Source organism: Streptococcus sp. A22, from assembly GCF_043674215.1.
Taxonomy (GTDB): Bacteria; Bacillota; Bacilli; order Lactobacillales; family Streptococcaceae; genus Streptococcus; species Streptococcus suis_V.
On sequence record NZ_JBIMJQ010000016.1, the window covers coordinates 1 to 24,801 of the forward strand.

At 41.5% G+C, this 24,801-nt stretch carries 27 protein-coding genes and 1 pseudogene; all 28 read right to left on the reverse strand.

Annotated features, from left to right (window positions below; all coding sequences use genetic code 11):
• Positions 1-120: 120 nt before the first annotated feature.
• Positions 121-1,077 (reverse strand): DNA/RNA non-specific endonuclease, encoded by a 957-nt coding sequence (locus ACHBHN_RS07320; protein WP_105161160.1) that lies wholly within the window; start codon positions 1,075-1,077, stop codon positions 121-123.
• 105 nt (positions 1,078-1,182) lie between these two features.
• Positions 1,183-1,755, reverse strand: a pseudogene (locus ACHBHN_RS07325) (ComEC/Rec2 family competence protein); the annotation flags it as partial.
• A gap of 98 nt (positions 1,756-1,853) precedes the next feature.
• On the reverse strand, positions 1,854-2,060 hold the full coding sequence (locus ACHBHN_RS07330; protein WP_394733863.1) for a hypothetical protein: 207 nt from the start codon (positions 2,058-2,060) through the stop codon (positions 1,854-1,856).
• Between the two features lie 114 nt (positions 2,061-2,174).
• Positions 2,175-3,737: a recombinase family protein gene (locus ACHBHN_RS07335; protein ID WP_394733864.1), complete on the reverse strand. Its 1,563-nt coding sequence runs from the start codon at positions 3,735-3,737 to the stop codon at positions 2,175-2,177.
• On the reverse strand, positions 3,737-4,972 hold the full coding sequence (locus ACHBHN_RS07340) for a recombinase family protein (RefSeq protein ID WP_394733865.1): 1,236 nt from the start codon (positions 4,970-4,972) through the stop codon (positions 3,737-3,739). Before ACHBHN_RS07340 ends, ACHBHN_RS07335 begins: the two co-directional genes overlap by 1 nt.
• Before the next feature lie 57 nt (positions 4,973-5,029).
• Complete coding sequence (locus ACHBHN_RS07345; protein WP_024380991.1) at positions 5,030-5,191, reverse strand: SHOCT domain-containing protein; 162 nt, start codon at positions 5,189-5,191, stop codon at positions 5,030-5,032.
• 106 nt (positions 5,192-5,297) lie between these two features.
• On the reverse strand, positions 5,298-6,767 hold the full coding sequence (locus ACHBHN_RS07350; RefSeq protein WP_394733866.1) for a LysM peptidoglycan-binding domain-containing protein: 1,470 nt from the start codon (positions 6,765-6,767) through the stop codon (positions 5,298-5,300).
• A 6-nt stretch (positions 6,768-6,773) separates the two neighbouring features.
• A complete protein-coding gene (locus tag ACHBHN_RS07355) occupies positions 6,774-7,169 on the reverse strand; it encodes a holin family protein (RefSeq protein WP_014636353.1) in 396 nt (131 codons plus the stop codon).
• A complete protein-coding gene (locus tag ACHBHN_RS07360; protein WP_024412680.1) occupies positions 7,147-7,515 on the reverse strand; it encodes a hypothetical protein in 369 nt (122 codons plus the stop codon). The genes ACHBHN_RS07355 and ACHBHN_RS07360 overlap by 23 nt, the downstream gene beginning before the upstream one ends.
• A 5-nt stretch (positions 7,516-7,520) precedes the next feature.
• Positions 7,521-7,727 (reverse strand): hypothetical protein, encoded by a 207-nt coding sequence (locus ACHBHN_RS07365; RefSeq protein ID WP_024409976.1) that lies wholly within the window; start codon positions 7,725-7,727, stop codon positions 7,521-7,523.
• 12 nt (positions 7,728-7,739) lie between these two features.
• Positions 7,740-12,221, reverse strand: a complete 4,482-nt coding sequence (locus tag ACHBHN_RS07370; RefSeq protein WP_394733867.1) for a phage tail spike protein — start codon at positions 12,219-12,221, stop codon at positions 7,740-7,742.
• The gene (locus tag ACHBHN_RS07375; RefSeq protein ID WP_105115043.1) at positions 12,221-12,943 is read right to left on the reverse strand and encodes a phage tail protein; all 723 of its coding nucleotides are present in this window, start codon (positions 12,941-12,943) and stop codon (positions 12,221-12,223) included. The genes ACHBHN_RS07370 and ACHBHN_RS07375 overlap by 1 nt, the downstream gene beginning before the upstream one ends.
• Positions 12,940-15,798: a phage tail tape measure protein gene (locus ACHBHN_RS07380; RefSeq protein WP_394733868.1), complete on the reverse strand. Its 2,859-nt coding sequence runs from the start codon at positions 15,796-15,798 to the stop codon at positions 12,940-12,942. The genes ACHBHN_RS07375 and ACHBHN_RS07380 overlap by 4 nt, the downstream gene beginning before the upstream one ends.
• A 182-nt stretch (positions 15,799-15,980) precedes the next feature.
• Entirely contained in the window at positions 15,981-16,400 is a 420-nt protein-coding gene (locus ACHBHN_RS07385) for a hypothetical protein (protein ID WP_024407624.1), read from the reverse strand.
• A gap of 10 nt (positions 16,401-16,410) precedes the next feature.
• Complete coding sequence (locus ACHBHN_RS07390; protein ID WP_394733869.1) at positions 16,411-16,980, reverse strand: major tail protein; 570 nt, start codon at positions 16,978-16,980, stop codon at positions 16,411-16,413.
• Between the two features lies 1 nt (position 16,981).
• A complete protein-coding gene (locus tag ACHBHN_RS07395) occupies positions 16,982-17,308 on the reverse strand; it encodes a hypothetical protein (RefSeq protein WP_394733870.1) in 327 nt (108 codons plus the stop codon).
• A gap of 6 nt (positions 17,309-17,314) precedes the next feature.
• Positions 17,315-17,683, reverse strand: a complete 369-nt coding sequence (locus ACHBHN_RS07400) for an HK97 gp10 family phage protein (RefSeq protein WP_394733871.1) — start codon at positions 17,681-17,683, stop codon at positions 17,315-17,317.
• The gene (locus ACHBHN_RS07405; protein WP_394733872.1) at positions 17,676-18,014 is read right to left on the reverse strand and encodes a head-tail adaptor protein; all 339 of its coding nucleotides are present in this window, start codon (positions 18,012-18,014) and stop codon (positions 17,676-17,678) included. Before ACHBHN_RS07405 ends, ACHBHN_RS07400 begins: the two co-directional genes overlap by 8 nt.
• On the reverse strand, positions 18,014-18,271 hold the full coding sequence (locus ACHBHN_RS07410; protein ID WP_041179267.1) for a head-tail connector protein: 258 nt from the start codon (positions 18,269-18,271) through the stop codon (positions 18,014-18,016). The genes ACHBHN_RS07405 and ACHBHN_RS07410 overlap by 1 nt, the downstream gene beginning before the upstream one ends.
• Before the next feature lie 2 nt (positions 18,272-18,273).
• Positions 18,274-19,479: a phage major capsid protein gene (locus tag ACHBHN_RS07415; RefSeq protein ID WP_014638115.1), complete on the reverse strand. Its 1,206-nt coding sequence runs from the start codon at positions 19,477-19,479 to the stop codon at positions 18,274-18,276.
• Positions 19,480-19,497: 18 nt separating this feature from the next.
• Complete coding sequence (locus tag ACHBHN_RS07420; protein WP_105182484.1) at positions 19,498-20,193, reverse strand: head maturation protease, ClpP-related; 696 nt, start codon at positions 20,191-20,193, stop codon at positions 19,498-19,500.
• Positions 20,186-21,469, reverse strand: coding sequence for a phage portal protein (locus ACHBHN_RS07425; protein WP_394733873.1), 1,284 nt, complete (start codon positions 21,467-21,469; stop codon positions 20,186-20,188). The genes ACHBHN_RS07420 and ACHBHN_RS07425 overlap by 8 nt, the downstream gene beginning before the upstream one ends.
• A gap of 57 nt (positions 21,470-21,526) precedes the next feature.
• Entirely contained in the window at positions 21,527-21,871 is a 345-nt protein-coding gene (locus tag ACHBHN_RS07430) for a hypothetical protein (RefSeq protein WP_105114932.1), read from the reverse strand.
• A 94-nt stretch (positions 21,872-21,965) separates the two neighbouring features.
• The gene (locus ACHBHN_RS07435) at positions 21,966-23,558 is read right to left on the reverse strand and encodes a terminase large subunit (RefSeq protein ID WP_394733874.1); all 1,593 of its coding nucleotides are present in this window, start codon (positions 23,556-23,558) and stop codon (positions 21,966-21,968) included.
• Positions 23,555-24,028: a phage terminase small subunit P27 family gene (locus ACHBHN_RS07440; RefSeq protein ID WP_018374773.1), complete on the reverse strand. Its 474-nt coding sequence runs from the start codon at positions 24,026-24,028 to the stop codon at positions 23,555-23,557. The genes ACHBHN_RS07435 and ACHBHN_RS07440 overlap by 4 nt, the downstream gene beginning before the upstream one ends.
• A gap of 50 nt (positions 24,029-24,078) precedes the next feature.
• On the reverse strand, positions 24,079-24,309 hold the full coding sequence (locus ACHBHN_RS07445) for a hypothetical protein (protein ID WP_018374774.1): 231 nt from the start codon (positions 24,307-24,309) through the stop codon (positions 24,079-24,081).
• 1 nt (position 24,310) lies between these two features.
• Positions 24,311-24,523 carry a DUF4314 domain-containing protein gene (locus ACHBHN_RS07450; protein ID WP_024399324.1) on the reverse strand — a complete coding sequence of 71 codons (213 nt, stop codon included), beginning with the start codon at positions 24,521-24,523 and terminating at the stop codon, positions 24,311-24,313.
• A 1-nt stretch (position 24,524) separates the two neighbouring features.
• Positions 24,525-24,773, reverse strand: coding sequence for a hypothetical protein (locus ACHBHN_RS07455; RefSeq protein ID WP_024388643.1), 249 nt, complete (start codon positions 24,771-24,773; stop codon positions 24,525-24,527).
• Between the last annotated feature and the right edge of the window lie 28 nt (positions 24,774-24,801).

A 24,801-nucleotide genomic window follows, 5' to 3' on the forward strand; every position in this document is an offset into this window, starting at 1 on the left:
ATCAAAAATGAGAGAACGAATTTCGTCCTCTCTAGGTGTTAGCTTTTCATCTACCCACTACAGTTGACAAAGAGCCACAAAAAGCAGGCTCATCATCAACAAGCCTGCTGTCATTAGTTATCATTCTTCCTTACTCGTATGTCGCTTGCCAAGGTCCTTAGCTTCTTGCTCCGACATGCTAATCACTTTTGACCAATTGGTATTCTTAGGCATATTATCCTTGGAATACCAATAAACATCCGCCTTTCCATTACGGGCAATATAGACGACCGGAGCCAATTCCTGACTTGCTTCCGTGCTTGGATTAGTCGCTTGCTGGCTAGATGCAGATGCTGTCGTCGAGCTACTTGCCGTTTCAGTTGGTACCAGACTAGGCTTGGCTGTCCCCGTCAAGTAGTCAATCTCCGCATTCTCAGAATAATTCTCCAAAACGACCCGCGTAATACCATAGGTATCGACAATCTCTTTTTCACTACCCAGCCGAATCTCCAGTAGATTCCCAGCCTGATCTATGCCTACGTATTGGAGCTCAATCTGGCGTGGCACCAATTCATCGCCTCTATAAATCGGAGTTACCCGATAATCCAACCAATAGTTAGGATGGGTTGCCAGCCAAGAATCCAGCCGATTTTCATAAAAAAGCATGCCTTCAATGTTGGTGTCCTTGGTCCCTTTGTAATGACCACTATTGGTCCAGGCAGTCAGAGGAACCAAATTTTCACCCTGGTCGGTCAAGCCGCTGAACTGGTAGCCGATTAGGTGGCCACGATTGAAGAGATAGGCCTTCTTCCCATCCTTGTTATAGGTCAGTTTGTAATTGTGCCAGCCTACAGGATTGTATTTTATCCGAGGCTCCCTCTGCTTCTTGGGTTCATCCTTATCCTGCAATTGAATATGAGCAAATGTCGCACGCCTGAGATGGTCAAATTCTCCAAGAACCAACTGCTTCTGACCTGTAAAAGGCAGTAATTGCAAGCCCTGGTAGTCCACTTGATTGGCCAGGGTCACAGGCCCATTGCCGAAAAAGAAAATCGCCGTCAGAATGCCAAGGATGAGCCGAAAAATACGCCGTTTCATACATACTACTCCTTAGGATAAACGAAATCTGTCTATCATTAGTATATCATGAAATCGCTTCATATTCACGACAAAACTGAAACATCTTGGTCTGCTTAGCCCATCTTATTTCACCGTTTCAATCCGCCACTGCTGCCAGCCCCTAAACCGTACTGCTCCCTGCTGGTCCGTCCGATAAACATGCATTTTTTCATGTGCAAATCGCTCCAAGGTTTCTTGATGAGGGTGCTTGTAGCGGTTATTTTCCCCAGCAGATACCAGGGCAATCTTGGCCTTGATGTGGTCCAAAAATTCAGGATAGGAGGAGCCTTTGGACCCATGATGCCCCGCTTTTAAGACATCGACCGGCAGAGTGGGATAGGTCTCCACCAGCTCCAGCTCACTCTGCTCCAAATCCCCCGTAAAGAGGAAATTGGCCTGCAAGAGCCTGCCGTAAAGCACGATAGAATCATCATTGCCACCGTCACCTACTAGCTTGGGATAAAGCACCTCCAGATGAGAATCAAAAATTGGCAATCTATCTCCAACCTGCACCACTCTGACAGGCGCATTGACTGCCCTCAACTTCTCCACAAAGTCCGCATCGGTCATACTTCCCGGCGACACATAGATAGTTCCAATCTCCACAGCCTTGGCTACAGCCAAGAGGTCGCCCACATGGTCTGCATCGGTATAAGTAGTCAATTTGATACAATTACTTAAAAAATATAGCGTAACGATTGATAATTCAACCACTTTACTTTTGTTTTGAATTCAACAAATAATTTACAACCAAGCTAGTCTGACTTTTCTTGTTTAGAAATATCAGATTGGTTTTGAGATGAGCTGTCTATGTCTTGGACTTGAAAAGAATCAGTAGACTCTTTTGTTTCTGCCTCCATACTATCAATAATTATTTGCTGAGGGGTTTCCTCAGAGAAAAGTTCAAAAAGTTTCGCAATAGTTTGTCTAGCTTTATTATTTCTCTTTCTTTTTAATTGCATGTTATCCCCCCTTTGGATTTATTACTACAATTTTATCATATTCCTAATTATTATTTTCATTAACCAACATAATTTGATAGCAACCAATAGAAAATAAACAAAAAAGGTCGTAACTTATATTGTTGCGACCAATCCATTTTTAAATTTTAGAGCAACTTCTTTTTCCTTGCTGATGATGATGCTTTCGACCATCGTTTCCCACAATAACTCATCAAAGTCTGTTAACAATCCCTCCTGTTTTTTTAGTACCTCCATGAAAACCTGCAATTCCTTATTCCTTTTGGATTTTTTTAACCTCTCGAGTTCTAATGATTCAATCTCCTGCACTATATCATCATACTTTGAAGAAAGTTGATTATACTTATCGAGGTACTTGTCTTGGTCTTGCCTTATGATGGCATTTTCTGAAACTAGGTTTGCAACTAACTGACTGACAACTTCTGCTTCAGTTTCAAGGAACTTTATCTGTTCGTCAATTAACTCAAGGCTTCCAATGGATAGTAATACAGATAGATTGTCAATTACTTCAAGCCTATTATCTATTACTTGATTAACTGCTGAAATAAACCACTGTTTCACCTCTTCCTCAGTAACGTGCGGGGTAGAACATTTATAACTGCCATTGTATTTTTCGTTACATCGATAGATTACCCTTCTATATTTGGAGGTTGAATGCCATACCTTGCTACCAAAGAAGTGACCACAATCTCCGCAAACAAGTTTTGAACTAAAGATTGTTGTACTCGACTTTCTGCCTTTATTATCGAGCACTTGTTGAACTGCATCAAAGGTCTCTCTATCTACTATTGCTTCATGGTTATTCTCCACATAATACTGAGGCAATTCACCTCTGTTGATGTTCTTCTTTTTGGTTAGAAAATCAATTGTATAAGTTTTTTGTAGTAAAGCATCCCCTTTATACTTCTCATTTCTAAGCATTCGCTTGATTGTGGTTGCGTTCCAATGAGATTTACCACTAGGCGAAGGTACACCTTGTTCAGTCAAATCCTTTGCGATATGATAAGGTGATTTTCCAATAAGAGCTTGCTGAAAGATGTACCTAACAGTTTTGGCTTCATCCTGATCAACTACAATTGCCCCATCTTCACCTGCCTTAAAGCCTAAAACATTGGTATAAGGAAAATGAACCTTCCCTTCTGCGAATTGTTTCCTTAAGCCCCAAGTTACGTTCTCGGATATGCTCCTACTTTCTTCTTGTGCTAAACTAGACATGATAGTTATGAGTAGTTCACCTTTTGAATCTAATGTCCAGATGTTTTCTTTCTCAAAGTAGATTTCTACACCTACCTCTTTCAACTGCCTAACTGTAGTCAGTGAGTCTACGGTATTCCTCGCAAATCGACTAACAGATTTTGTAATAATCAAATCGATTTTGCCATTGAGTGCATCTTCCACCATAGATTTGAAACCAGTCCTTAATTTTGTGTTTGTCCCACTGATACCTTCATCAGAGTACATTTTAACAAATTCCCAATCATCCCTCCCATTAATGTATTCAGAGTAGTACCGCATCTGTGACTCATAGCTTGTTGCTTGGTCTTCATGGTCAGTTGATACCCTGGCATAGCCTGCAACTCTACGCTTTTTCAAAGAGAAATCATCTGAACTTGACCTAATAATACTTGGTGTAGCCTTAATAGTAATTACTTTCTTCACTAAAATCGCCCCTCTCTAATTTCTATAGGATATTTCCTTCCTTTTACTGGTGTAACCCTGATGATATGGTGAACATAGTCATACTCGATGTGTTTAATATTATTTTCAACCCACTCTTTATCTGGGACAATGCCTAACTTGCTTTTAAACGATGCCAAAAGTCGCTTTTCTCCTAGCGTCCTACATGGACATGATGATGCTCCGAATCGATTACGTGTTCTACAATAGTATCTCACGGTTTTTTTAACATGTTTTGAGTCCACTTTAACAATCATCAAACATCCGCAGTCTGAACAAAAAATTTTGTCACGGAAGATACCTTTATTTAAGTGGCTTTCTTGACTCATTAACTGATATCTTCGCTCCTTCTCATGAAGTACTAATTCAAAATATTCTTTTGTTACAATTGGCTCGTGTGCATTTTCAATGATGTACTTATTGCGTTGTCCTTTGTTCCTTTTCGGATTCCTAGAGAATGCTTCACGATAAGTCTTCTGTAGGACAAGTCGACCAAAGTATGCTTCTTGCTTGAAGAATTCTCTGATGCTTGCTACGGTAAATGGATTACCAAGTCTTGTTAAGACATGCTCCTGATTGAGTTTATCTACTATCTGCTGAACCGAATCTCCATCCAGATACCATTTAAAGACATTACGAATAACTTTTGCCTCATTAGGTTCAATCTGATATTGTTCTCCATCCCAACGGTATCCATACATATCCTGTGGAGTGTGCGGAATCCCTTTTTCAAACTTCTTTTGGATTCGCCACCTTATATTTTCACTCATGTTTTGAGACTCCTCTTGAGCTACTGAGGCAAGGAGGGTTAACATCAATTCTCCTTCTGAGCTAAGACTATCTATATTTTCTTTCTCAAAAGTAACACCAATATTTTTCAGACGTAATTGTCGAACAGTGGTTAGTAATTCAACTGTATTTCGACCAAAACGAGCGATTGACTTAGTGATTATCCTATCAATCTTTCCATCATCACAATCCTTTATAAGATTTTGAAAGCCTTGTCGATTACTTTGTTCTTTACCACTTATGCCTTCATCATAATAAATCCCTACCAATTCCCAGTCTGGATGTGCTTGTATCAAACGGTTATAGTAGCTAATCTGTGTTGACAGAGAATGATGAAGACGACTATCAGAAACCCTTGCGTATGCCGCAACCTTTAACTTTGGCTTGCAGGGCGATTTTATGGGTTGTATTCTTCTAACTGTTCTCAAATTAATACACTCCTTTCGCTACTATATATCACTCTAAAAGAAAAAAATATCCAGTTATTAGGTCGATAATTGACTTATAAATGGTTGATATTTTTCAAGCATCAATTGCCTAAAAAGTTCAAATTCCTCAATAGTGATTGCTCCTTTATTTAGAAGTACCTTTGCTTGTATCATTGTAAGTTGATAGGTCATCTCATTATTAATTTTTTGAACGTCCATATTATCCTCCTACCTTACTAGGTAGGTTTGGGAGTAATTTTTCCGCACTTATTGAAAAAAAGCAAAAAAAATAAAGCCTGATGTTCCCACCAGGCTTATATCTTTATTATGAAATTCTAAACCAACCTACAACCTTACCGAGTTTAACTGTTCCAGTTGAATCGTAGAGTGAGCCATCCGCCATCCATTGACGTTTCACACGACGAGTAATTCCACCACCACCAATTTCCAATTGGTCATTGATACCGTTCTTATTATGGTCAGAATACCCATCAATATTCTGTTCCACACCATCAATACTTTTTCCATCTGAATCTGTCACACAGACACCAATGTGACCATATACCAAACCATCCGTCTGAATGACATAAAAATCACCTGCTTTAGGATTCACACCCCAAGCATCATAGATTACTTGGAAACCATTTGATTTTGCTTTCTTCAAACAATCAATGGCATTAGTATAGGACATATTCTTGTCCGTAAGTTCTTGAACAATCTTATCCACCAAGGCAACACACTGTCCGCCATATGGGTTAGATGGAACAGTCACCTTTTGACCGACCTTGGACAATGCTGACGCAACCACACGGCTTGCAACACTGGTTGGAATAGTGGTTGTTGTCCTTGAAGCCGCATTGACCTTTAGAGTTTGTCCAACTTTTAAAATATCCGTCTTCTTCAAGCCATTTACCGCAAGAAGGGCATCAACTGTTAAACCAAACTTCCGAGCAATACCATAATACGTATCACCTTTCTGTGCTTGATAGGTCTGCTCACTATGGCCGATAGTTGTTCCTGCGACATCCTGCTCCAGCACCCACGACTTTATTCCATCAAGTAGATAAGCTCTCTTGCTGTTGGACTGGTGAACATTTTTTACTTGGAGGATTTTGTAGGTTCGCCCCTTGACCCAGTTGGCGATTTTCTGACCAGTTTGATAATGAGTCGCATGAGGCAATACCCTAAGACTATCACCAACAAGATAGATTGGTTTTGTAGGAGTTCCTGAACTCCCAGCGGTTGAACTGGGGGGCGAGGGCACTATGGTCTTGACCTCAACTCCTGTTATAGCTGATACAAGACCTCTCGCAATGTCCTCTTTCTTGGTTTCAAAAATAGACATGTCTTGTTCATTATCGATGAAGGCAATCTCCACCAAACGATAGGTATATCCACGACTCGCTGCTTGGTTGGCATTAAAGAGCCAATCTACCTTCTTAATGCCACGATTTTGAAAGTATCGTGAAAGGAGAGATAGGATAGCCATATCTTCCTTGTCTGCTTCTAAAGAAGATTGAATCAAGACTTCTGTACCTTTGGCACTACCATTAAAGGCATTGAAGTGCAATTCAGTAATTGAGTCGTATCCCTTACCAATACTAGTAATACTCCGATAATCGTAAACATTTTGTTCGGTAATAAAATCAATCTGTTGTCCACTGTACTTGGACATTAACTTGGCTAATTCTCGAACCTTTCCTGCTTCTGTGATACCTAGTTTGGCATTCACTGCTCCAGGATCATAGCCTGTTCGCCCTTGTCCATGACCACAAATGACTAGATGTTTTCCCATATCTTCTCACCTCTCGTTGATTTGTTTTAAGATTGCTTGTAGTTTCTCAGGTATTGGTAAACCAATTCGAACGGTATTTTCTAGAATACTTAACCCCTCATTACTGAGATAAAAGAAAATGACCATGGTTCGAATTGTTCCACCCTGCTTGATGATTGCAGTATCAATCAGATGACCTAGTGAAACTAAAAATAAAATGGCTATCTTTTTAAAGATGCCACGAAAACCGATACTACTTGACAATTGTTTCTCTACAACTGCCGCAAAAATTCCTGTTAGATAGTCAATAATAATGAAGACAAGTAGGGCATATAAGATACCATCCAACTCTCCAAATAGACTACCAATCAAGCCTCCAATCATGGAAAATAAAATCTTATTAAGAGTTAACAGTTCCTTCATCGGTCACCTCACTTTCTACTGGGCCTTCCTGCACAATGGTAGGGTCTGACCAATCCGGTTGACCGTTCTCATCAAACCGCATCAGATAAAAACATTCATGAAATAAATCAGAAAGATTCAGAGTTAATGTGGTACTACCCCACTGATTAAACGCCCAAACTGTTTCTGTTGTAACCAACTGCCGCCTTCCATTTTTAATGGCAGGTCGCCTTACTTCTTCAAGATACATGTAAAAATCCTGCTCTGCTGTCTTACAACGAATGAACTCTCCATTCTTACGCATGTAAGCGAGAGCTGTCTCCAAATCAAACGGTTCTGTTACTTTGTCAATATTGAGTAGTGCCATAGCAACTAATCTCCTTTCTCTTCTTCAGGTTTTGTCTGAACTTCTAACAACTCAGTCAATTCCTGTTTTTCTTTTCGCAATTGACTAAGCTCCTCATCCCTTTCCACCAATTGGATGGCAATGAGGTTCTTAGCGGTGATTTCATCAGATAGCTTTGTGACAAGCTCCTGAATAGTTAGCTTTAGTGATTGGTTGATTTGTTCTAGATTCATCCGTGAACTCCTTTATTTAATCGTATCCCATGTCAAGATGACATCACCTCGACCTGTGATGTTTACTAAGTGTTTAAAATTGTGGTTGAATTGATGAAGAACATCTTTCAAACTGACGTAGGTTGTACCGTTTCGATAGATGCGGATATCTCCGATATTCAAAATTGAACTTGGTCGGTCAGATGCTTTAAAGGCATCAATACTCAGTCGGTTAGGCAACGTTACTATTTCCCAACCATCTGGATTGGTATATGGAGCACTAGCTAAACGTACCTTATCGCCTACCACATCAATTTGGTCGGTATCTGTACCGTTCCATGCTCGAATTCCTACAAAGCCACCGTCATTGGCATTCCAGTTGTTCCATCGATTGGAACCGATAATGGTTACACCACATGGCTTGCCGTTTGAGGTACCTGTTTCAAATGAAACCCACTGGTGAGGATAACCACTAACCTCACGAGAAATGGATGGAGAGTTTGTAAAGAACTTGATGTTTCCAAGTGACAGATTGATTTTCATGGCTCCGTTGATTGCTGACAAGATACCACCAGAAATGTTGTTGGCAGATAGTGTTACTGACTGCACTTGGGTTATAAAGGCTGATTTGGCAAATAATTGCTTAAGATAGGCTTCTGTTGCCATAAACTTGGTAAAGAAAGCTTGGTCAACCTTTAACTTATCCGCAGTGATTGCTTCTGCTCCAATTCGAGCTGCAGAGATAATACCTGTCGTAATCTTTCCTGCATCAAGACTGGCAATCTTACCGCTCGCAATTACTCCATCTTGGATATAGGTTGTGCCTGTAATTTGGACGAGTTTTCCATCAATCTTGACTGTGCCATCCTTATTGAGATTGAGCTGACTCAGGACTGTTCCTGCACTGGTCAGATTTCGAACCGACCACGCCCCTGCAAGTGTTGAAACCTGAGTTTGAATGGCATTAACTGCCGCCGTTGTCGCTCGACTTGTTTCTAGATTGCCCACTCGTGTCACAATCCCATTAGCCGTTTGGACAACCTGACTGATTTGATTGGTGTGATCTCCAATTGTTCGAGTATGACTACTTACAGTATCCCGCACTTCATGAAAGGCGGTTACTGTCGTAAAGTCGTCTAATGACGGTGTCCAGTAGTCTGGAAAAATATCACCAGTTGATACCATTAAGGCTCTCACATGGAACTTACCAGTTTTAACCCCATCAACTCTGACTTGAAATTCAAATCCTTTAGAGTGTTGGTACATCTCTTGAGTGACGGTGGCGGTCAGTTTTATCAAGCGATAGTTGTTACCCGTTGTCAGATTGCTGCTCCATTTATTATAGAAAGGGTGATACAAATTCCAGTTGGTCCATGTCCAGGCATTTTGACTATCCAAGATTGGACCTTGAAGTTTCATAGTACGAGACGTTACAGCGGGGTCAAAGGTAATCTCATCCGCTGAGACATGAACATATAAATGAACTTTTGATCCAACATAAATTCCACTACTATCCCCAAATTGCACTCTTCCTAATGATGCTATCCAGTTACTATTGGCATTTATCGTCTGATAAGCACTCCATCTATCCGAAGTACCAGCTATCAAGTTGCGATGCGAAACTGAGGTAGGGATTCTACTTTCCGTTTGACTGATTCGCTGGGTAAAACTATCAGAGGTGGTTCTAACCAAATTCTGCACACTAGTTGTCGTCGCATAGGGTTGGAGAGAACTGCTGGTTAGATAGCCACGACCAGTAATATTGGAATCGACCTGTGACTTGGTTTGGTAACCTTTTGAGTTAATAGCTGATTCAACTTGTGTACTTGTTAGTCGTTGTTCAATTTGCCCAGCCTGTGTACGTATAGTGGATTCTGCACTTGCTACTCGACCAGTCAATTTATTAAAATCCGTCTTTGCGACTTTCTGTGAGATGGCATCAGTGGCAACAGTTAGCTCAGACTTAGTCTGACTAATCATTGTCGCATTGCTAGTTGCTTTTGAAAGGGCGGTTTCTGCCGTAGATTTCACACCGTCCACAAAAGTCTTGTCAGCTTTAAGTAAAATGGACTGGGACGTCTGATTAATACTTGTCGTATGATTCTCAACTGTACTCTTGAGATTGTCATAGTCCGTTTTTGATACTTTACTAGCCACATCACCCAACAATTGCCTGATTTGGGTTTCAGCATTCATCATTTTATTCTCAGTATGAATGACCTTTGTAGACAGTTGAGTTTGTCCCTCAGCTGTCTGAGTAATTAGCGTTCTGGTTTGGCTAAGATCTGTGATTAAGTCCTCAGGAGCAGGTGACCAGTCTGTAGGCATAGAAGAAAGTTCAAACTTTGGTCTTCCAGCTAAGGCATTTCCTCTGACTTGCACAAAAAGATTGAGCTTTGCTACACTAACAACCGATACACCATCAGGAATACGAACCGTTCGGTATATCCGCTCGCGAGGTTGGGTTGCTGAAACAACTTTATAGCAGTTTAGATAGAGAGGATTGCCATTGGATAAAGTCAAGCGTAGCTCGCAGCCTATCCTAGACTGTCCCCTTTCATCAGGCGACAGATTTTCCCCCTTTATATCAACGCTGATCGTCACAAACTTCCCTGCCTGAGCATAGTCGATAAAGTCCGAAGCACTATCCAGAAACTTACTCCCGGATGTAATATAAGTATCACTTTTTAGTATGTAATTTCGACCACCAAAATCAACTGGAATCTTAGCTATGGTCTCTCGAATCTCAGTCGTTATCCGATTCCCCAATTGCGTAATAGACGACTCGGCAGTTTCGATTCTCTGTTTCGCTTGGTTAAAATCACTGGTTTTAACACGCTGAGAAATTTGGTCTGCTTGTACTTGAATCATGGATTCTGCACCAGATACTCGACCAGTCAGACTATCTACAAGTTGCTTACTCGCAAGAAGTTTTATTTCCTCCTTGGTTTGCGAGAGATTGGTACTGACAGTTGCCAACTGTCCACTCAACAGTGATTTTGCTACATCAACCAATCGACTAGCTTCAGAGATAGCTTGTGATTTTGCTGTCGCAATTTTGGACTCTATCTGACTACGCTCCGTTACAGTCAAGCGGTTAGCTTCTTGAATGGCATCAAGCTTGGCTTGTTCTGCCCTCCTGATGGCTTCAGTCGCCCCAGTTTGAGCCTGTTCTGCTTTTTGTTTGGCTTCTGTAGCTAGGTTGGTGTTAATCCCAGCCTTTGCCAATAAATCACGAGTTGTGCGTTGCTGCTCCTCTTCCTGTTGTCGCATCTGTTGGTGAATAGAAGAAAGCTCACTATCAATGCTAGCCTTTAATCGATCCGCATAGACCTCACCATGACTTTGAGCCTGTTCGATAGCGTTATCAATGGCTACTTGACGTTTCTCAAATTCTGCATCAAAGGCTCTGTTGGCATTCTCAATGGCAATTTCAACGGCAACATCCTCACTCCGCTTATTCCCTTCAAGGAGATTATTTGCTAGGGTAGTCAAGCTTCCGCCAGTTTTACCTGTTCCGATACTTGCCTTATCATCAAACGTGATAGAGCGGTAATTCTTAGCTAGAGGATCATAATCATAGGCGATGGCTTTCTTCCTCACATCAATCCCGTGTAGCTTGCTTTTTAAAGTCACTGTATCGCCTAGATGAACTGTTTGACCATCTAATTCAAATGCCTCAATGATGATGGCATCTTTTGGTTTATCAATTCCCTCTAAGCGAAACTTGCTACTAGCCCACTCTATTAACTCTTGACGAGTTCTGACGCTATTATTTGTATAGGTCACTTCATTGATGAAAGGATAGAAGTTAATCAACGGACTATCTACAGTGACTTGAAGTACAGTCTCCCTATCCTCCCCCTCTTGTTTGAAACTTGAAGTGGCATGGATACGAGTGATAACCTGTGAACTTTCTTTGGTTCGTTGATACTTTTTCAAATTGTAGTGAGTAGAGATAACAACTCCACGGTCTTGTCCTCGCTCACCCTTTATAGTTAGGGCAAGGTTATCTCGAACCAATTCTCCCTCCCAAGTTCCAAGGATAGAGTGTTTACCATCCAGTAGTGTGGAGTAAAGCGTCTGTTCCTTGTCTGTTGTATAGGTTCTGTTCTTGACAATATCACTTGTAAAAGAAAAATCTCCCAGTGGAGACTTGCTCGCCATGACTAGAGAAGAGAGAGCTGTTGCACAGGCAACTTGTTCACAAGAAAAAGGAGAAACAATTCTAGTCATGACATCATCTGAAATATGATAAGCTGTCACTTCTAGAGTTGAATCACCTTCAATAATTTTCTTGATTCGAAACAACTGGTGTCCTAATACTGGTACTGGACTTCGAACCAAATAATCCTCTTTAACCTCACGATACAAACCACTATCCGTAATTGGATAGGTAAAGGTCAAAACAAAATCCCCATTCAAGGTTTCCTTGACACTTGCCTTAATGGTTTCAGGAAGTGGTTTTCCATGCCATTTTGCCGTTCGAACGGTTTTGTCTAATAAAGATAGCACTAAGCCCACCCCCAATTCATTTCTATTGTTAATGATGTAATGCCAGCACCTAAGACAACTCCAACCGAGTCATTTCTGGCCGCATCAATGGAAATAAAATCGCCAGACCATTTTACAGGCTGACCTCTTTGTGTCTTAAAACTTGGCTGACTAGGATTATTATCCATAATGAGTGTTTCTTGTAATCGCTCCAAGCGGATGACATCATCCCCAATCGTAAAGCTAGTTTCACTAGTCGAGTTGCCACTTATGGTAATCTTCGGAAAAGCAATGGCTGAACCTTGACTTCTCAAAGTACCACTAGTCCTAAACACCTGCGAGGTCGTCGTTTTGAACCACTTGGTTGGGTGACAAGAAAATGTAACCTTAAACTCATACACCCCCAGCTTATCCTTTTGAACTGGAGTATGGTGTACCTTGTAACACCAAAAGCGTATGGTCTTGAAACTAGCGTTCTCAAGCCAAAATCCTTCTTTCAAAAATAGCTTCAAAAAGGATAATAACTGTTCTTCACTAGGTTTTACAAGATAGAGGGTGTAGCTCAGTTCCATGACACTTCTGCGAGGATTGGTTTGAAGAACCGCTCCTGACAGGCCTTGGTGTTCTATCAATTGCGTCTTACTTTCACTTACTGTGATTGAAGGACTATCTTCCACGATTACCTTAAAAGGAAAAGAACTCGTGGACACTCCACCAATGGTTAATGCATTATGTCTAATCATGGTTTCACTCCTCTCAATCCTTGCTGACGTTGTAATTCATAAACGAGTTTCTCTCCAACCATCTCCGCAAGTCGGTGAAGGTCAGTCTCTTCTCTTACTGTGTTACCTGTAATAGTGATGTGAATGGTTGGTAGATTGCTTGTCATGGTCTTTGCGATTCCTCGACCAATTGCGCCTAACGTTTGTTCATTCAAAGGCAAGACTGCTTCTTTTCCAGCCTCACCACCTACCATTAGGCTATTACCGTTTACACCAAATGCGGTTGGTTTGGTTAAAATTCCTCCTTTGGCATACCAATCAATGGAGATTCTTGGGATTCCACCCTTCAACCAATCGAGTGGATTGGCTGAACCTGACACTCGAAAATGAGGAAGAGGAATATGTGGCCATCTGATTTGGAAGTTAAAGAGATTTTTAATGGCATTGATGGCATTACTCACGGCATCTTTTGCCCCATTGATGGCATTGGAAATGGTATTCTTGACACCATTCCAAACGGATGACACCGTGCTTGAAATGCCATTCAAGACACTAGAGACCGTGTTTCGGATACCGTTCCAAATATTGGATACCGTGACTCCAATATTGGATAAGATATTAGATATGGTTGATTGGATTGCTGACCAAATGGATGAAACGACTGAACTGATAGCTGTCAGTAAATTTGAGATGGTATTCTTGATACCTGTCCAAGCAGTTGAGATGTACTGGGTGATGAAATTGAGGGCTAAGGAAATAAGGGACTTGATGCCCTCCCATGCTATCGACAAGACCTGTTTGATGGTTTCCCAAGCGCCAGTCCAATCACCAGTGATAACCTGCATGACTGCCTTGATGATACCAAGTACCACATTGATAGCAGTCTCGACAACAATCTTTATCATCTCCCAAGCGGCTGTGATGATGAGTTTGATATTCTCCCAACTTGCTTGGATGAGCGGTCCAAGAATAGTCATCACCGTTTGAATAACCGTAGTGATGGCATTCCATACCGTGGTTGCAGCATTTAGAATCAATTGCTGGTTTTCAGTCCACCATGTGGTTAGCGTTCCCCAGATGGACATAACAAAACTAGAAATCTGCTGGATGATCATGGACAGAAAGGCATAGATACTATTCCAGATTTCCGTCACGGCCGTTCGAAAGCCTTCGTGATTCGTCCAGAGTTCTTTTAACCCAACAATCAGTAAGGTAATGGCAGCTACAATACCAACTATAATCCCCACAATCGGCAAAAATGCCGTTATCATTCCAACAACGGTTGTCCCCATAGCGGCTGCCGCAACCTGTAAGCCCAAGAAAATAGGAAGTAACATACCTACCACGGCTAAAATACCTGTGAAGATAATGACGACTTCCTTGATGGGACTGGATAAGTTGGTAAACCAAGTCGCTAGTTGACTAATAATGTCTGCCAAACTTTGGAAGACTGGAATAAGGATCTCCAGAATCGGTTGACCGATTGCTGCTAGAGCATTAGTTCCAGACTGTCTTAAGTTACCCAGAACGTTTTCCAGTCCGTCTGATTCCCTTGCAGCTTGTCCCAAGGCTCCAGAGAGTTCATTGCCGTCCTCTACCATTTGGAGAAGGGTTAACTGCTTCTGAGCTTCTGATAGTTCATTGAAGGACTTTCCATAGAGCTTGTTCGCAGCTGCATTACGAGTGGTTTCTGTCGCAGAAATACCTAGAGCTGCGTCATTTTCATAGTTTCCTTTGAGGAAGGACTGTAGGTTTTCGGTGACTTCTTCGATGGATTTGTCGTAAAATGCTGCCCCATCAGCCGCTGCTCTGGTGGCACGAGTGGTCAGATCCAAAGCCTGAGCCGTATCCATCCCAGAGGTTTTGGCAAAGGAAGCCATCTGAGTGAAGGAGCCTTGAAGACGCTCTGGAACAATGTCCATCTCTTCCCCAATCTTATTGAGGGCATCCTTAGCAGCATTCTCCATATCCCCAAAGACGGTAGAGAATTGGGCATTGCTGGCTTGAAGTTGAGCTGCCGCAGACATGGACTCTGTTCCGACTTCGAAGATTTTCTGAGAGATATCTGCTAGCTTCTCACTGGTCGCTTGAAGTGCCTCAGCCCGAATGGTGTCAGACATGGCTTTCATGCCATCTTGAGCACCATCGGCAGAGGATTTGGTCTCATCCATCTCGTTGTTCAGGTTATTGAGAGCGGTCTTTGCTTGGTTCAACTCAGCTTCCATCTTATTGGCTTCAATGGAATTCTCACCATATTCACTCTTTGTCAAGGCTAGTTGCTTTTCGAGATTGGAAATTTGTTTAGAAACAATTTCTGACTGTGCTCCAATCTTTTGTTGGGCTATGGCATTGCGTTCTGCTTCGGAACTATTGGATGACAAAGCACTTTCTTGTAACTCAAATTGAGACGTGACCTTGTTCATCTCACTTGCTAACTGCCCCTGCTCCACTTGGAGTTTATCTAATTGTTGAGCCACTGAACTACTGGCTCGACCGTGATTCTCAAGTGTTGATGACACATCAGCTAACTTAGTTTCATAGGACGTCAGCAGTCTTTGAGTAGTTTCCACCTCACGTTGAAAGGCACGGTACTGGTCTGCCCCAATATCCCCAGCCTTAAACTGAGCCTCAACCTGATCCTGTGCTTGCCTTAATGTTGCTAGCTTTTCTCGAGTTGTTTCAACTTGTTTAGCTAATACTTCCTGCTTTTGAGTAAGGAGGGTGACATTGCCTGTATCAAACTTGAGAGCCTTATCAATCTGTCTTAATTCTTTGGTAGCTTCAGATGCTTGTTTGTTTACACCCTTAAGTGCATCTTGTAAGGGTTGGGTATCGCCACCAATTTCAATCGTAATTCCCTTTATGTTTCCAGCCATAATCCCTCCTTTCTACCATCAGAAATTATCAAAATCAGCCTGAGTTGCTCGTCGTGTTTGAGAAGTTTCTCGAGTACGCATCTCCACATAGTCCGTTTGGTAGTCAAGTGCCATCCCAATAGAGATATGTTTTAAATCGTCAATGGTCAGACCAGTCTCCTTACAACAGGAGAAATAACTCTCTACTGTGAAGATTTCTTCACTCGCTGTTTCTGTTTCATCTGCTTTTTTCTGGTTGACATCCCTTGGTTCAACATATTCATCAAGACAGGGGCTACTTCCTGAACTGGAAATTCCTCCAATTCCATGAAGAAATCCACAAAAGGCTTCACACGAGGATTGGCAGATTTGGCAAAAACCCAAAAAAGACGATGGAAAAATGTCATATCGAAATCAGATAAGATAGACACATCAACCTGACTTGCCTTGAGTTCTTCCCCTTCCTCCAGCTGGTCTAGCTTATCCAAGATAGCTTGACTATTGACCATAGAAAAGAGATCCTGAAAATAGTCCTTACCAAACTGCTCTTTATAAGCGATTGGGGTATAGGCATTGGTTGCTAACTCGTAGGTTGTGCCTGCTATGGTAATACTTTCTCTCATGGCCTACTCCTTACTTACGAGGTTCAAAAACTGCCTTGAACCAGTTTTGACGAATCTCATCACTCGTTTCCTCCGTTGTTCGTCGACGTACAACCTTATCAAGAGGGCGAGGACTGGCAGTAAAGGTCAACTCTACCTCATTGATATCCGAACCTGACTTGGTTTTTGAACCAACAGTCGGACGAGATGCGTAACAATAATACAAAACGTGTAATGATTCTTTTTTATCCCCTTCAAAACGGAACATTAACGCAAAATTTTTCTTTTCGCTATTTGCGATTTCTGAGATGGTATTTGTCGTCGCATCCAACTGTTCTCCGAGGACTCGTGTCAAAAATTCCTGCGTTAGAAGAGCAACTTTTAGTGTTCCTTCATAACCATCGTTTGACTCCGTTGTATAAAAATTGATATTGTCTGCCTTATATGAACCCTTGTCTCCTGTTGGTTCAAGGGTTAATTCTGCAGCACCACGAAGTCGTTCTACATTGCCGTATGTTAACGTACCATCAGAACCTTCGCTTGTAACTTCTGCCCAATGGACATCTTGTAGTCCAAAGGTGACCTTATTCTTTTCAGCCATATTATCCTCCATGTAAAGTGATGTAATAGGTTATTTGATAGAGTTTCTCAGATGAGATATAGGTCTCTACTTTTTCAAAATAAATAAGGTGGCTGTCAAATAATGACTCCACCTTTTGTTCAGTTGCTAAATCTTTCTTAGTGGTATAGAGTTCCACTTGCAGGTTATTCTGCCTATGATAGGTCCAATTGTCTGCACCATGATTATCTGAATCAGTTACCAAATAAACTAGATACGGTGGTCTTGGACGACTACCTTCTTCAAAATGATGGTAGGCGACTGGGATCTGTAATTCTTTGAGAATGGAGTACATTTCACTCAGTAACATGTCATATCACACTCGCTTTCTCAGCTTTTCTTCTAAGGATTGTATCGCTTGTTTCTCAACGGGAGCGATATGCTTGATTCCCTCAACTCGCCCACCAGAGCTTTTGGCATGACCATTTTCTAATAGATGCGTCAGGCCTGGCGTTCGATTATGAATGGTTTTGGTTAAACCTGTACTGGTATCAATCGTTGCTTTACTCTTCCACCCTTTGGCATAGGATCCACTCTTTCTCGGTGACGTTGCTTTCAAGGTTTCAATGGATTCATCTGTGACTTCCTCTACAACTTCACGCATCACCTCTGCGGTATCCTTTACATACTCAGCTAGCTCATTTGCGATGGCAGTTTCAAGTGCATCTAGTTCAATTCTAGTCATAACTCTCCTCCCTAATGGCGACGATGTAAATCAGTTGCCTTGGCACTGTATCTCCATCAATAGACTCAATCTCATAGGTTTGACCACGAAATTGAATGTGAGTCGTTAAAGAATGAAGTCCAAGAATTGCCTTTTCATACCTGAGGGTGAACTGGACTTTCTCTTGTTCCAGTTTCGTCACACTCCCATCCCTTTCGGTCAAGGTGAGAGGACGACAAGAGCACCACCGGTCAAATAAAGGTATCCATGTCGAAGTTTCATTGCCAATCTCATCTTGAACAATCTGTCGAACATGAAACGACAAGCGTTCTCTCAAGGGTGCAATCTTCATCAGAACACATCCTTTCGTTCAGCCAGCAGCAAATGATAGAGAGTCTCCTTCAACTCCTTATGATTTGCATCTTCTCTATGTTCATAAAGATAGGCAACCCCGTATAGGATTGCCGTCTTTAGAACTCCTGAATAAATTGATTGTCGCAAAATATCTTCACAGAGTTGCTGACTGGTTTCAAGCAATTGCTCAATCAGTCCATCCTCATCATCGTGTTCCACTTTGAGATACTGTTTTGCTTCTACTAAACTGACCATCATTACTTGGCCTTCACAGTTAAAGTCTTAACGGCTTCAGGTAGGACTAACTTACCATCCACACGTTGTGAAGCAAGAAATCCAATCTGTCCATTATTGGCATAGAGTTCATTCAGACGTTTGAAGGTACGACCCTGACGATCCGCAATCCAATAATAAGAAAAATCGCCAAATGCAATGGCTTTGTTTCCTGCTTCAGGTAGTGGGGCAAATGTCGATGTATAATATGGTCGATTTAGAATCAAATCTGGTTGTCCAGCTTGAGTGGATGGCTGCCAAATGTAATTACCGTTGTTGTCCTTGAGTTTACGGATAGCTTTGACAGTTGTATCATGTAAAATCCAAACAGCGTTCTTACGATACGGTGCTGGTAGAGAATGATACAGTTCAATCATATCGTCAAAGGTAATATCCTTTGTAGCAGTTGTTGGACCAGTTACATCTGCCTGAGTAAAGATACCAGTTGGTTTCTTAGAGCCATCACCAATCAAGAATGCCTTTTCTTCTTCCGTTCCAATTCGACGAGCAAATTCAGCTGTCATATAGGACTCAAGGTCAAAGACTGAATCGTTAAGCAACTCTTCTGAAATACGAATGGCAGTCCCAATCTTATGAGAGTCTAGTGTCACCTGACCAAAGGTTTCTTCTGTTTCAGGATAAAGGCCATTTTCATCCATCCATGATGCTGAGCCATGTCCTGTCACAACAGGAATCTTACGCTCACCACTAGAGGTTTTGATGACAGTCGCAAGGCTACGGAAGAAATTCTCTTCTTGTAATCCTTGAACCAGTTTCTTCTCATACTCATCAGGAACAAGATGACCACCTTCGGTATCCTCCCCAACTCGAAGGACATCCTTGACATCAAAAAAGTGACGCTTACGGACACTTGTCCAAAATGTCTTGGCATAGCTATCTGAAGCCACACCTTGCTTTTCCTCTTCAGTAGTCTTGTCATTCAAAACTGTAGTGGGCTGACTAATTAGAGCCTGTGAGGCTGGTTGAGAAAGTTCAAGGTCAATCTTTTCTTGTCGTTCCAACCGAGCAATCTCTTGATTGTAGAGGTTGATTTTTGCTTCCATATCATCATAGCGTTTGGAATCTTCCTCTGACACCAGTCCATCTTCTGAGCGAACAGAATCAAGGAAGGTTTTTGCTTGTTGCCAAGCTTGGTTACGTTTTTCTTTCAATTCAAGTAATTTAGACATCAGTTCATATTCCTTTCGTTATTTGAGCAAATTCAATCGTTTTTCCAACTGATTGAGAGGGATTGTTTTCTTTGGTTGTTGGACCTCAAGTTTCGCCTGCATTTTTACAAGTAAATCTTGTTGGGCGGCGGTTCGACTGAAGGAATAGCTCTTAGTCTCCAGTCCCTGATCCTCTTGTTTGTCAAAGAGAATCTTGTCCGCAAAGCCTAGTTCAACAGCCTTTTTGGCATTGAACCAAGACTCTGAGTCCATGAGGTGAGATAGCTTGGTTCTTGAAAGTCCTGTTCTTAGTTCATAGGCATTGATGATGGATTCCTTAATCTCTCCCAACATTTCAATGACCTTCTGCATGTCCTTGGCTTCACCTTGTGCGACTGTCCAAGGATTGTGAATCATCATCATGGCAACTGGACTCATTGAAACTGTTGTACCTGCCATGGCAATGACACTAGCAGCACTTGCGGCTAATCCATCAATCACTACATGGACATCACCTTTGTAATCCATCAGCATGTTATAGATTTGAGCAGCCGCAAAAACATCACCCCCTGGACTATTAATCCAGAGGGTGATGTCTCCGTTTCCTGCATGTAAATCATTTTTAAATACTTGTGGTGTGACTTCATCGCCAAACCAAGTCTCATCAGCAATCTGTCCTTCTATACGAAGTGTTCGACCACTATCATCTTCTGTAAAATTCCAAAACTTATGCATCTATATCCTCCTCAGATTGAGTTTCTTGTTCTAACGGTGCTTGTTTCATAAAGCCACCCGCATCCTTCAGTTTCGTCATGTTTCCATTTATCAAGTAGAGATTGCCTCCTTCCTCATCTGAAAGGAGATTCAAGTCCTCAAGTTCACGAATATCATTCGTCGATAGCCAGCCATTTTGTCTCCCAATCGCATAGCCATTCATTCGACTCTGATAATCACCACGAAGAAGACCATCTACATTGAACTTCACAAAGTAGGTTTTCTTTTCTTCAGGTAAAAAAAGAGACCTCTTGAAAGCCTGTTCGAGACGAACCACCCAAGGGTCTAAGGTATATTTAACAAATTCTAGAGATTGTTGCTCAATGTTTGAAAATGAAGATTTCTCCAAGTCACCAACCATATGAGGTGGAATGCGGTAGAGTCTTGCAATTTCATTGATTTGGAATTTTCTAGTCTGAAGAAACTGGGCTTCTTCAGGTGGAATGCCTACTTGAGTGTATTTCATCCCTTCCTCAAGAACTGCCACTTTATGGGCATTGGTTACCCCATTATAGACTGCATTCCATGAATCTCTCACTCGTTTGGGATCCTTGAGAATACCTGGGTGTTCCAAAACACCACCTGGATTTGCACCATTTTTAAAGAATGATGCCCCATAGTTTTCCGTAGCCAATGTCATACCAATAGCATTTTTAGCAAGGGCAATTGGAGAATAACCTATCAAGCCATCAAAACCCAGACCAGGAACGTGGAGAACATCTTCTGCTCTCAAGATAGCATCACCCTTTTCCTTAAAGTTTGGATTTTCTTCTGACTGACGCTTGTATTTGTAATAGAGCTTTCCGCTCTCGTCACGATGAACAGACATCTTATCTGGTAAGAGTGGGTAAAGACTGATAACTTGTCCACTCCTATCTCGGATAATTTGGACATAGGCGTTGCCCCATATCAATAGATGGGTCATCAAGGTTTCTCTAAAGACAAAGGATGACATCTCAGGGTTAGGTTCATCATGCAAAAGAAAATAAAGGGGATGATCCACCTTTTTCTCCTTTCCAGTTGCCGTTCTCTCATAAACATGAATGGGTAGTGAAGCTACTGCTTCAGCTAAGATGCGGACACAAGCATAGACAGCTGTCGTCTGCATAGCTTTAAACTCATCCACATTCTCCCCACTGGTCGTTCTTCCAAACAGATATGAGAAGTCCTGACCTTCATAACTATTTCGTGGTTTATCTCTAGAACGCTTACGTCCCAGAAAATCTAGTAGTCCCATAGTTCCCCCTTTTGAGTACGAAAAAAGCACCTCAATTGAAGTGCTTTTCGTTTATTCTTAGATGGTTTTCATCTCCCCTTCTTCAAGAAGATACCATGTTCTATCACTTTCTTGAAAAAGATAAATGTAATCTGCCAAGGTATCCTCTGCCAATTGGCTAAGGCTACCGATGAAACGATGTTGATGGGCATTCCCCTGTAAGTCATCGTGTTCTATCTTATCAAGACTATCTTCAAGCTGAATGATGTCACCTTTCTGAAGTAATGCACGAATTTCTTTGCTTGATGTAAAGTGTTTCTTTAGAAGTTCCCCAGTGTATTCTGGATAACCTTCATACGCTACCTCGATTGTTTGTGCTGTATGGTTTTTAGTCAATAATCCAATCCGTGCTTTTGTTGCCATCGTCTTGTTCTCCTCTTCTTTTGTTGTGTACATATTAACTCTAAAGAGAAGTATTATCCAGTCATTTATGCATTATTTTTGAATAAATTTTTAGCTAAAAACTCAATATTCCACGTTCATCATACACACTTCCTTCATCGATTTGATGACGAATACAACGGTCCAGTCCCATTATGAGTGCTACAATGCCGTCAATCTTCTCAACCGACTTTTCCTTATCAGGCTTGATATTACCAGCAGGATCTTGTCTCATGACTACGTTTTGTCCCATCCATTTCAGAACTGGATGCCCACCATGTTGAATCTTACCTTCCATCATAAGTTTATAAAGTTCCTTTGATGGTGGACTCATATCCTTGTATCCCTGACCGAAAGGCACCATGGTCAAGCCCATACCTTCTAGATTCTGAACCATTTGTGTCGCATTCCAACGGTCATAGGCTATCTCCTTGATATGATAAATTTCCGATAATTCTTCAATAAACTTTTCGATGAAACCATAGTGAACGACATTCCCCTCCGTAGTTTTGATGTAGCCCTGACGCTCCCAAACATCATATAAAACATGGTCACGTCGACATCTCAGTTCCAGTGTATCCTTAGGGAGCCAGAAAAATGGCAGAACGATATAATTTTCCTCTTCAAATCTAGGAGGAAATACCAAGACAAAAGCTGTTATATCGGACGTACTAGACAGGTCTAGCCCTGCATAGCAACTACGACCCTTGAGACTTTCATATTGAATAGGAACATTTCCCTTGGCATAGACATGTTCAGGAATCCAAGCAACGCTTGAGCTTGTCCACATATTTAGACGGAGCTGCTTAAAGACATTTTCTTCCGCAGGATTGTCAAGTGCCTGTTGGTAGGCTTCTCTAACACGGTCAATCCCAATTGTATGCCCTAGTGAAGGGTTGGCTCTTCTCCAGTTTGCTTCATCATTCCAATCATCTTCATCGGATAATCCATAAACCACAGGATAGAATGACGTGTCCTTCTTTCTACCATTCAAAATATCCAATGCTTTAGTATGCAATTCATAACAGATGGAGTTCCTATCCGTTCCAGCTGTCGTGATAATAAAAAAGAGGGGTTGTTCCCTTGCATCTCCTGACCCTTTGGTCAATACATCATACAAATGGCGATTAGGCTGAGCGTGGATTTCATCAAAGACCAAGCCAGATACGTTTAGTCCATGCTTTGTCCCAGTCTCTGCTGAAAGAACTTGGTAAAACCCAGCGTTAGAATAATTTACAATACGCTTGGTAGCACCCATTATCTTAGAACGCTTTTCCAAGGGGCGACTCATCTGCACCATCTGCTTGGCTACGTCAAATACGATTGACGCTTGGTTTCGGTCACAAGCCGCACCATAAACTTCTGCACTGGCTTCATTATCCGCATAAAGTAGATAAAGAGCGATAGCCGCTGCTAGCTCAGACTTACCATTCTTCTTTGGAATTTCTATATAGGCTGTTAAGAACTGACGGTTACCATCTTCTTTCACAATCCCAAATAGGTCACGGACAATCTGTTCCTGCCACGGCAACAAATCAAATCGCTTTCCTGCCCACTTACCTTTGGTATGGGAGAGGTTATTGATAAATGTTACTGCCCTATCAGCCTTTACCTTATCATAGTGTGAGGTTGGAAGCATGAATGGACTTGGTTCATAATGATAGCTCATAAAATTCCTCCTAATAAATCTTCCATTTCATCACCAGTACCAACTTCCGAATCCATAGTCGCTAAACGGTTACGTGCTGATGGTGTTAAACCAAACTGTTCACAGAATTTAAGCATGATTTTGAGGTTAGTCTGGCTGATAGAGACTTGAGGGACTTGTTGCAGATAACCATTCGGGGTTTTGATAATGGAGCCATGCTTGGTAAGAAACTCTTCCGCCTCTTTCCAGCGTGCGTAAGCTTGACAATATCCTGCAAATGCAGTCATGTCCATTTCGGTTAAAATTCCCATTTGTTCGAGAATTTTTCCCATCCGTTTCCACTCCTTCTTTGCATCATCTTCAAGCCACTGTGGGCAACGTGGGGCTTTTTGTTTGGGTTTGACTTCATTCGTAGGAAGTGGTCGCTTACCAGGATTTCCCTCAAGTATTTTCATATTCGTTGGCTTTGGTTTTCGCCCCCTGATTGCCACAATCTCACCTCCTTTAGAGTAAGAAAAAAGAACTCAATTCGAGTTCATTCTTAAAGTTCATTAAAGTTATCAAGAACTGCCTGACAAACTGTTCTATCAATATCGTCCATGTTATCTATTTCATTCCCATATCTATATTGGTAGATATATTCACCATCACGTTTTATTGTCAGAATTCTAATCCAAGCACCGTCTATATTTCTCGGGTCTGTTGTATCTTCACGGAGAAATTCACAAACGTAATGCCTATCACCAACCGTTCGAGTCATTATTTCCCACATCTTACTTTACCTTTTCCACGATATCTATTCCATATAAAACATTCAGACAACTGCCATTTTCCCACTTAACTAAGAGTGAGCCAATGTCATCCACTCCAATAACTGTACCAAGTGTTCCTTTAGGAACTGGATGTGGATCATCCATTTTTACTAATCTAACCTTTGTACCAACCGGATAGATTGTCTTTAGGTTATTGAAAATTTTTGTGTCCATATTATTCTCCAAACATATCGAATACCCACTTGACAGCGTGACCAAGATCCGTAACAATTATTGATTCCTTGTATATGCGATTAAGTCGGCATTCAAATAATTCAAATTCTTCAAGGCTATCAACGATTTCGTAAATCTCAACTACTGTTTCTTTGTTTCCTTTGGATGCAACGATAACCCATTCCTTGTAAGGAATGATACTTGCAGTTGTTGGGTAGGTTTCATAGAGTTTTTCAAGTGTTGTTGTCATGGTTTTGTTCTCCTCTTCTTTTGTTGCG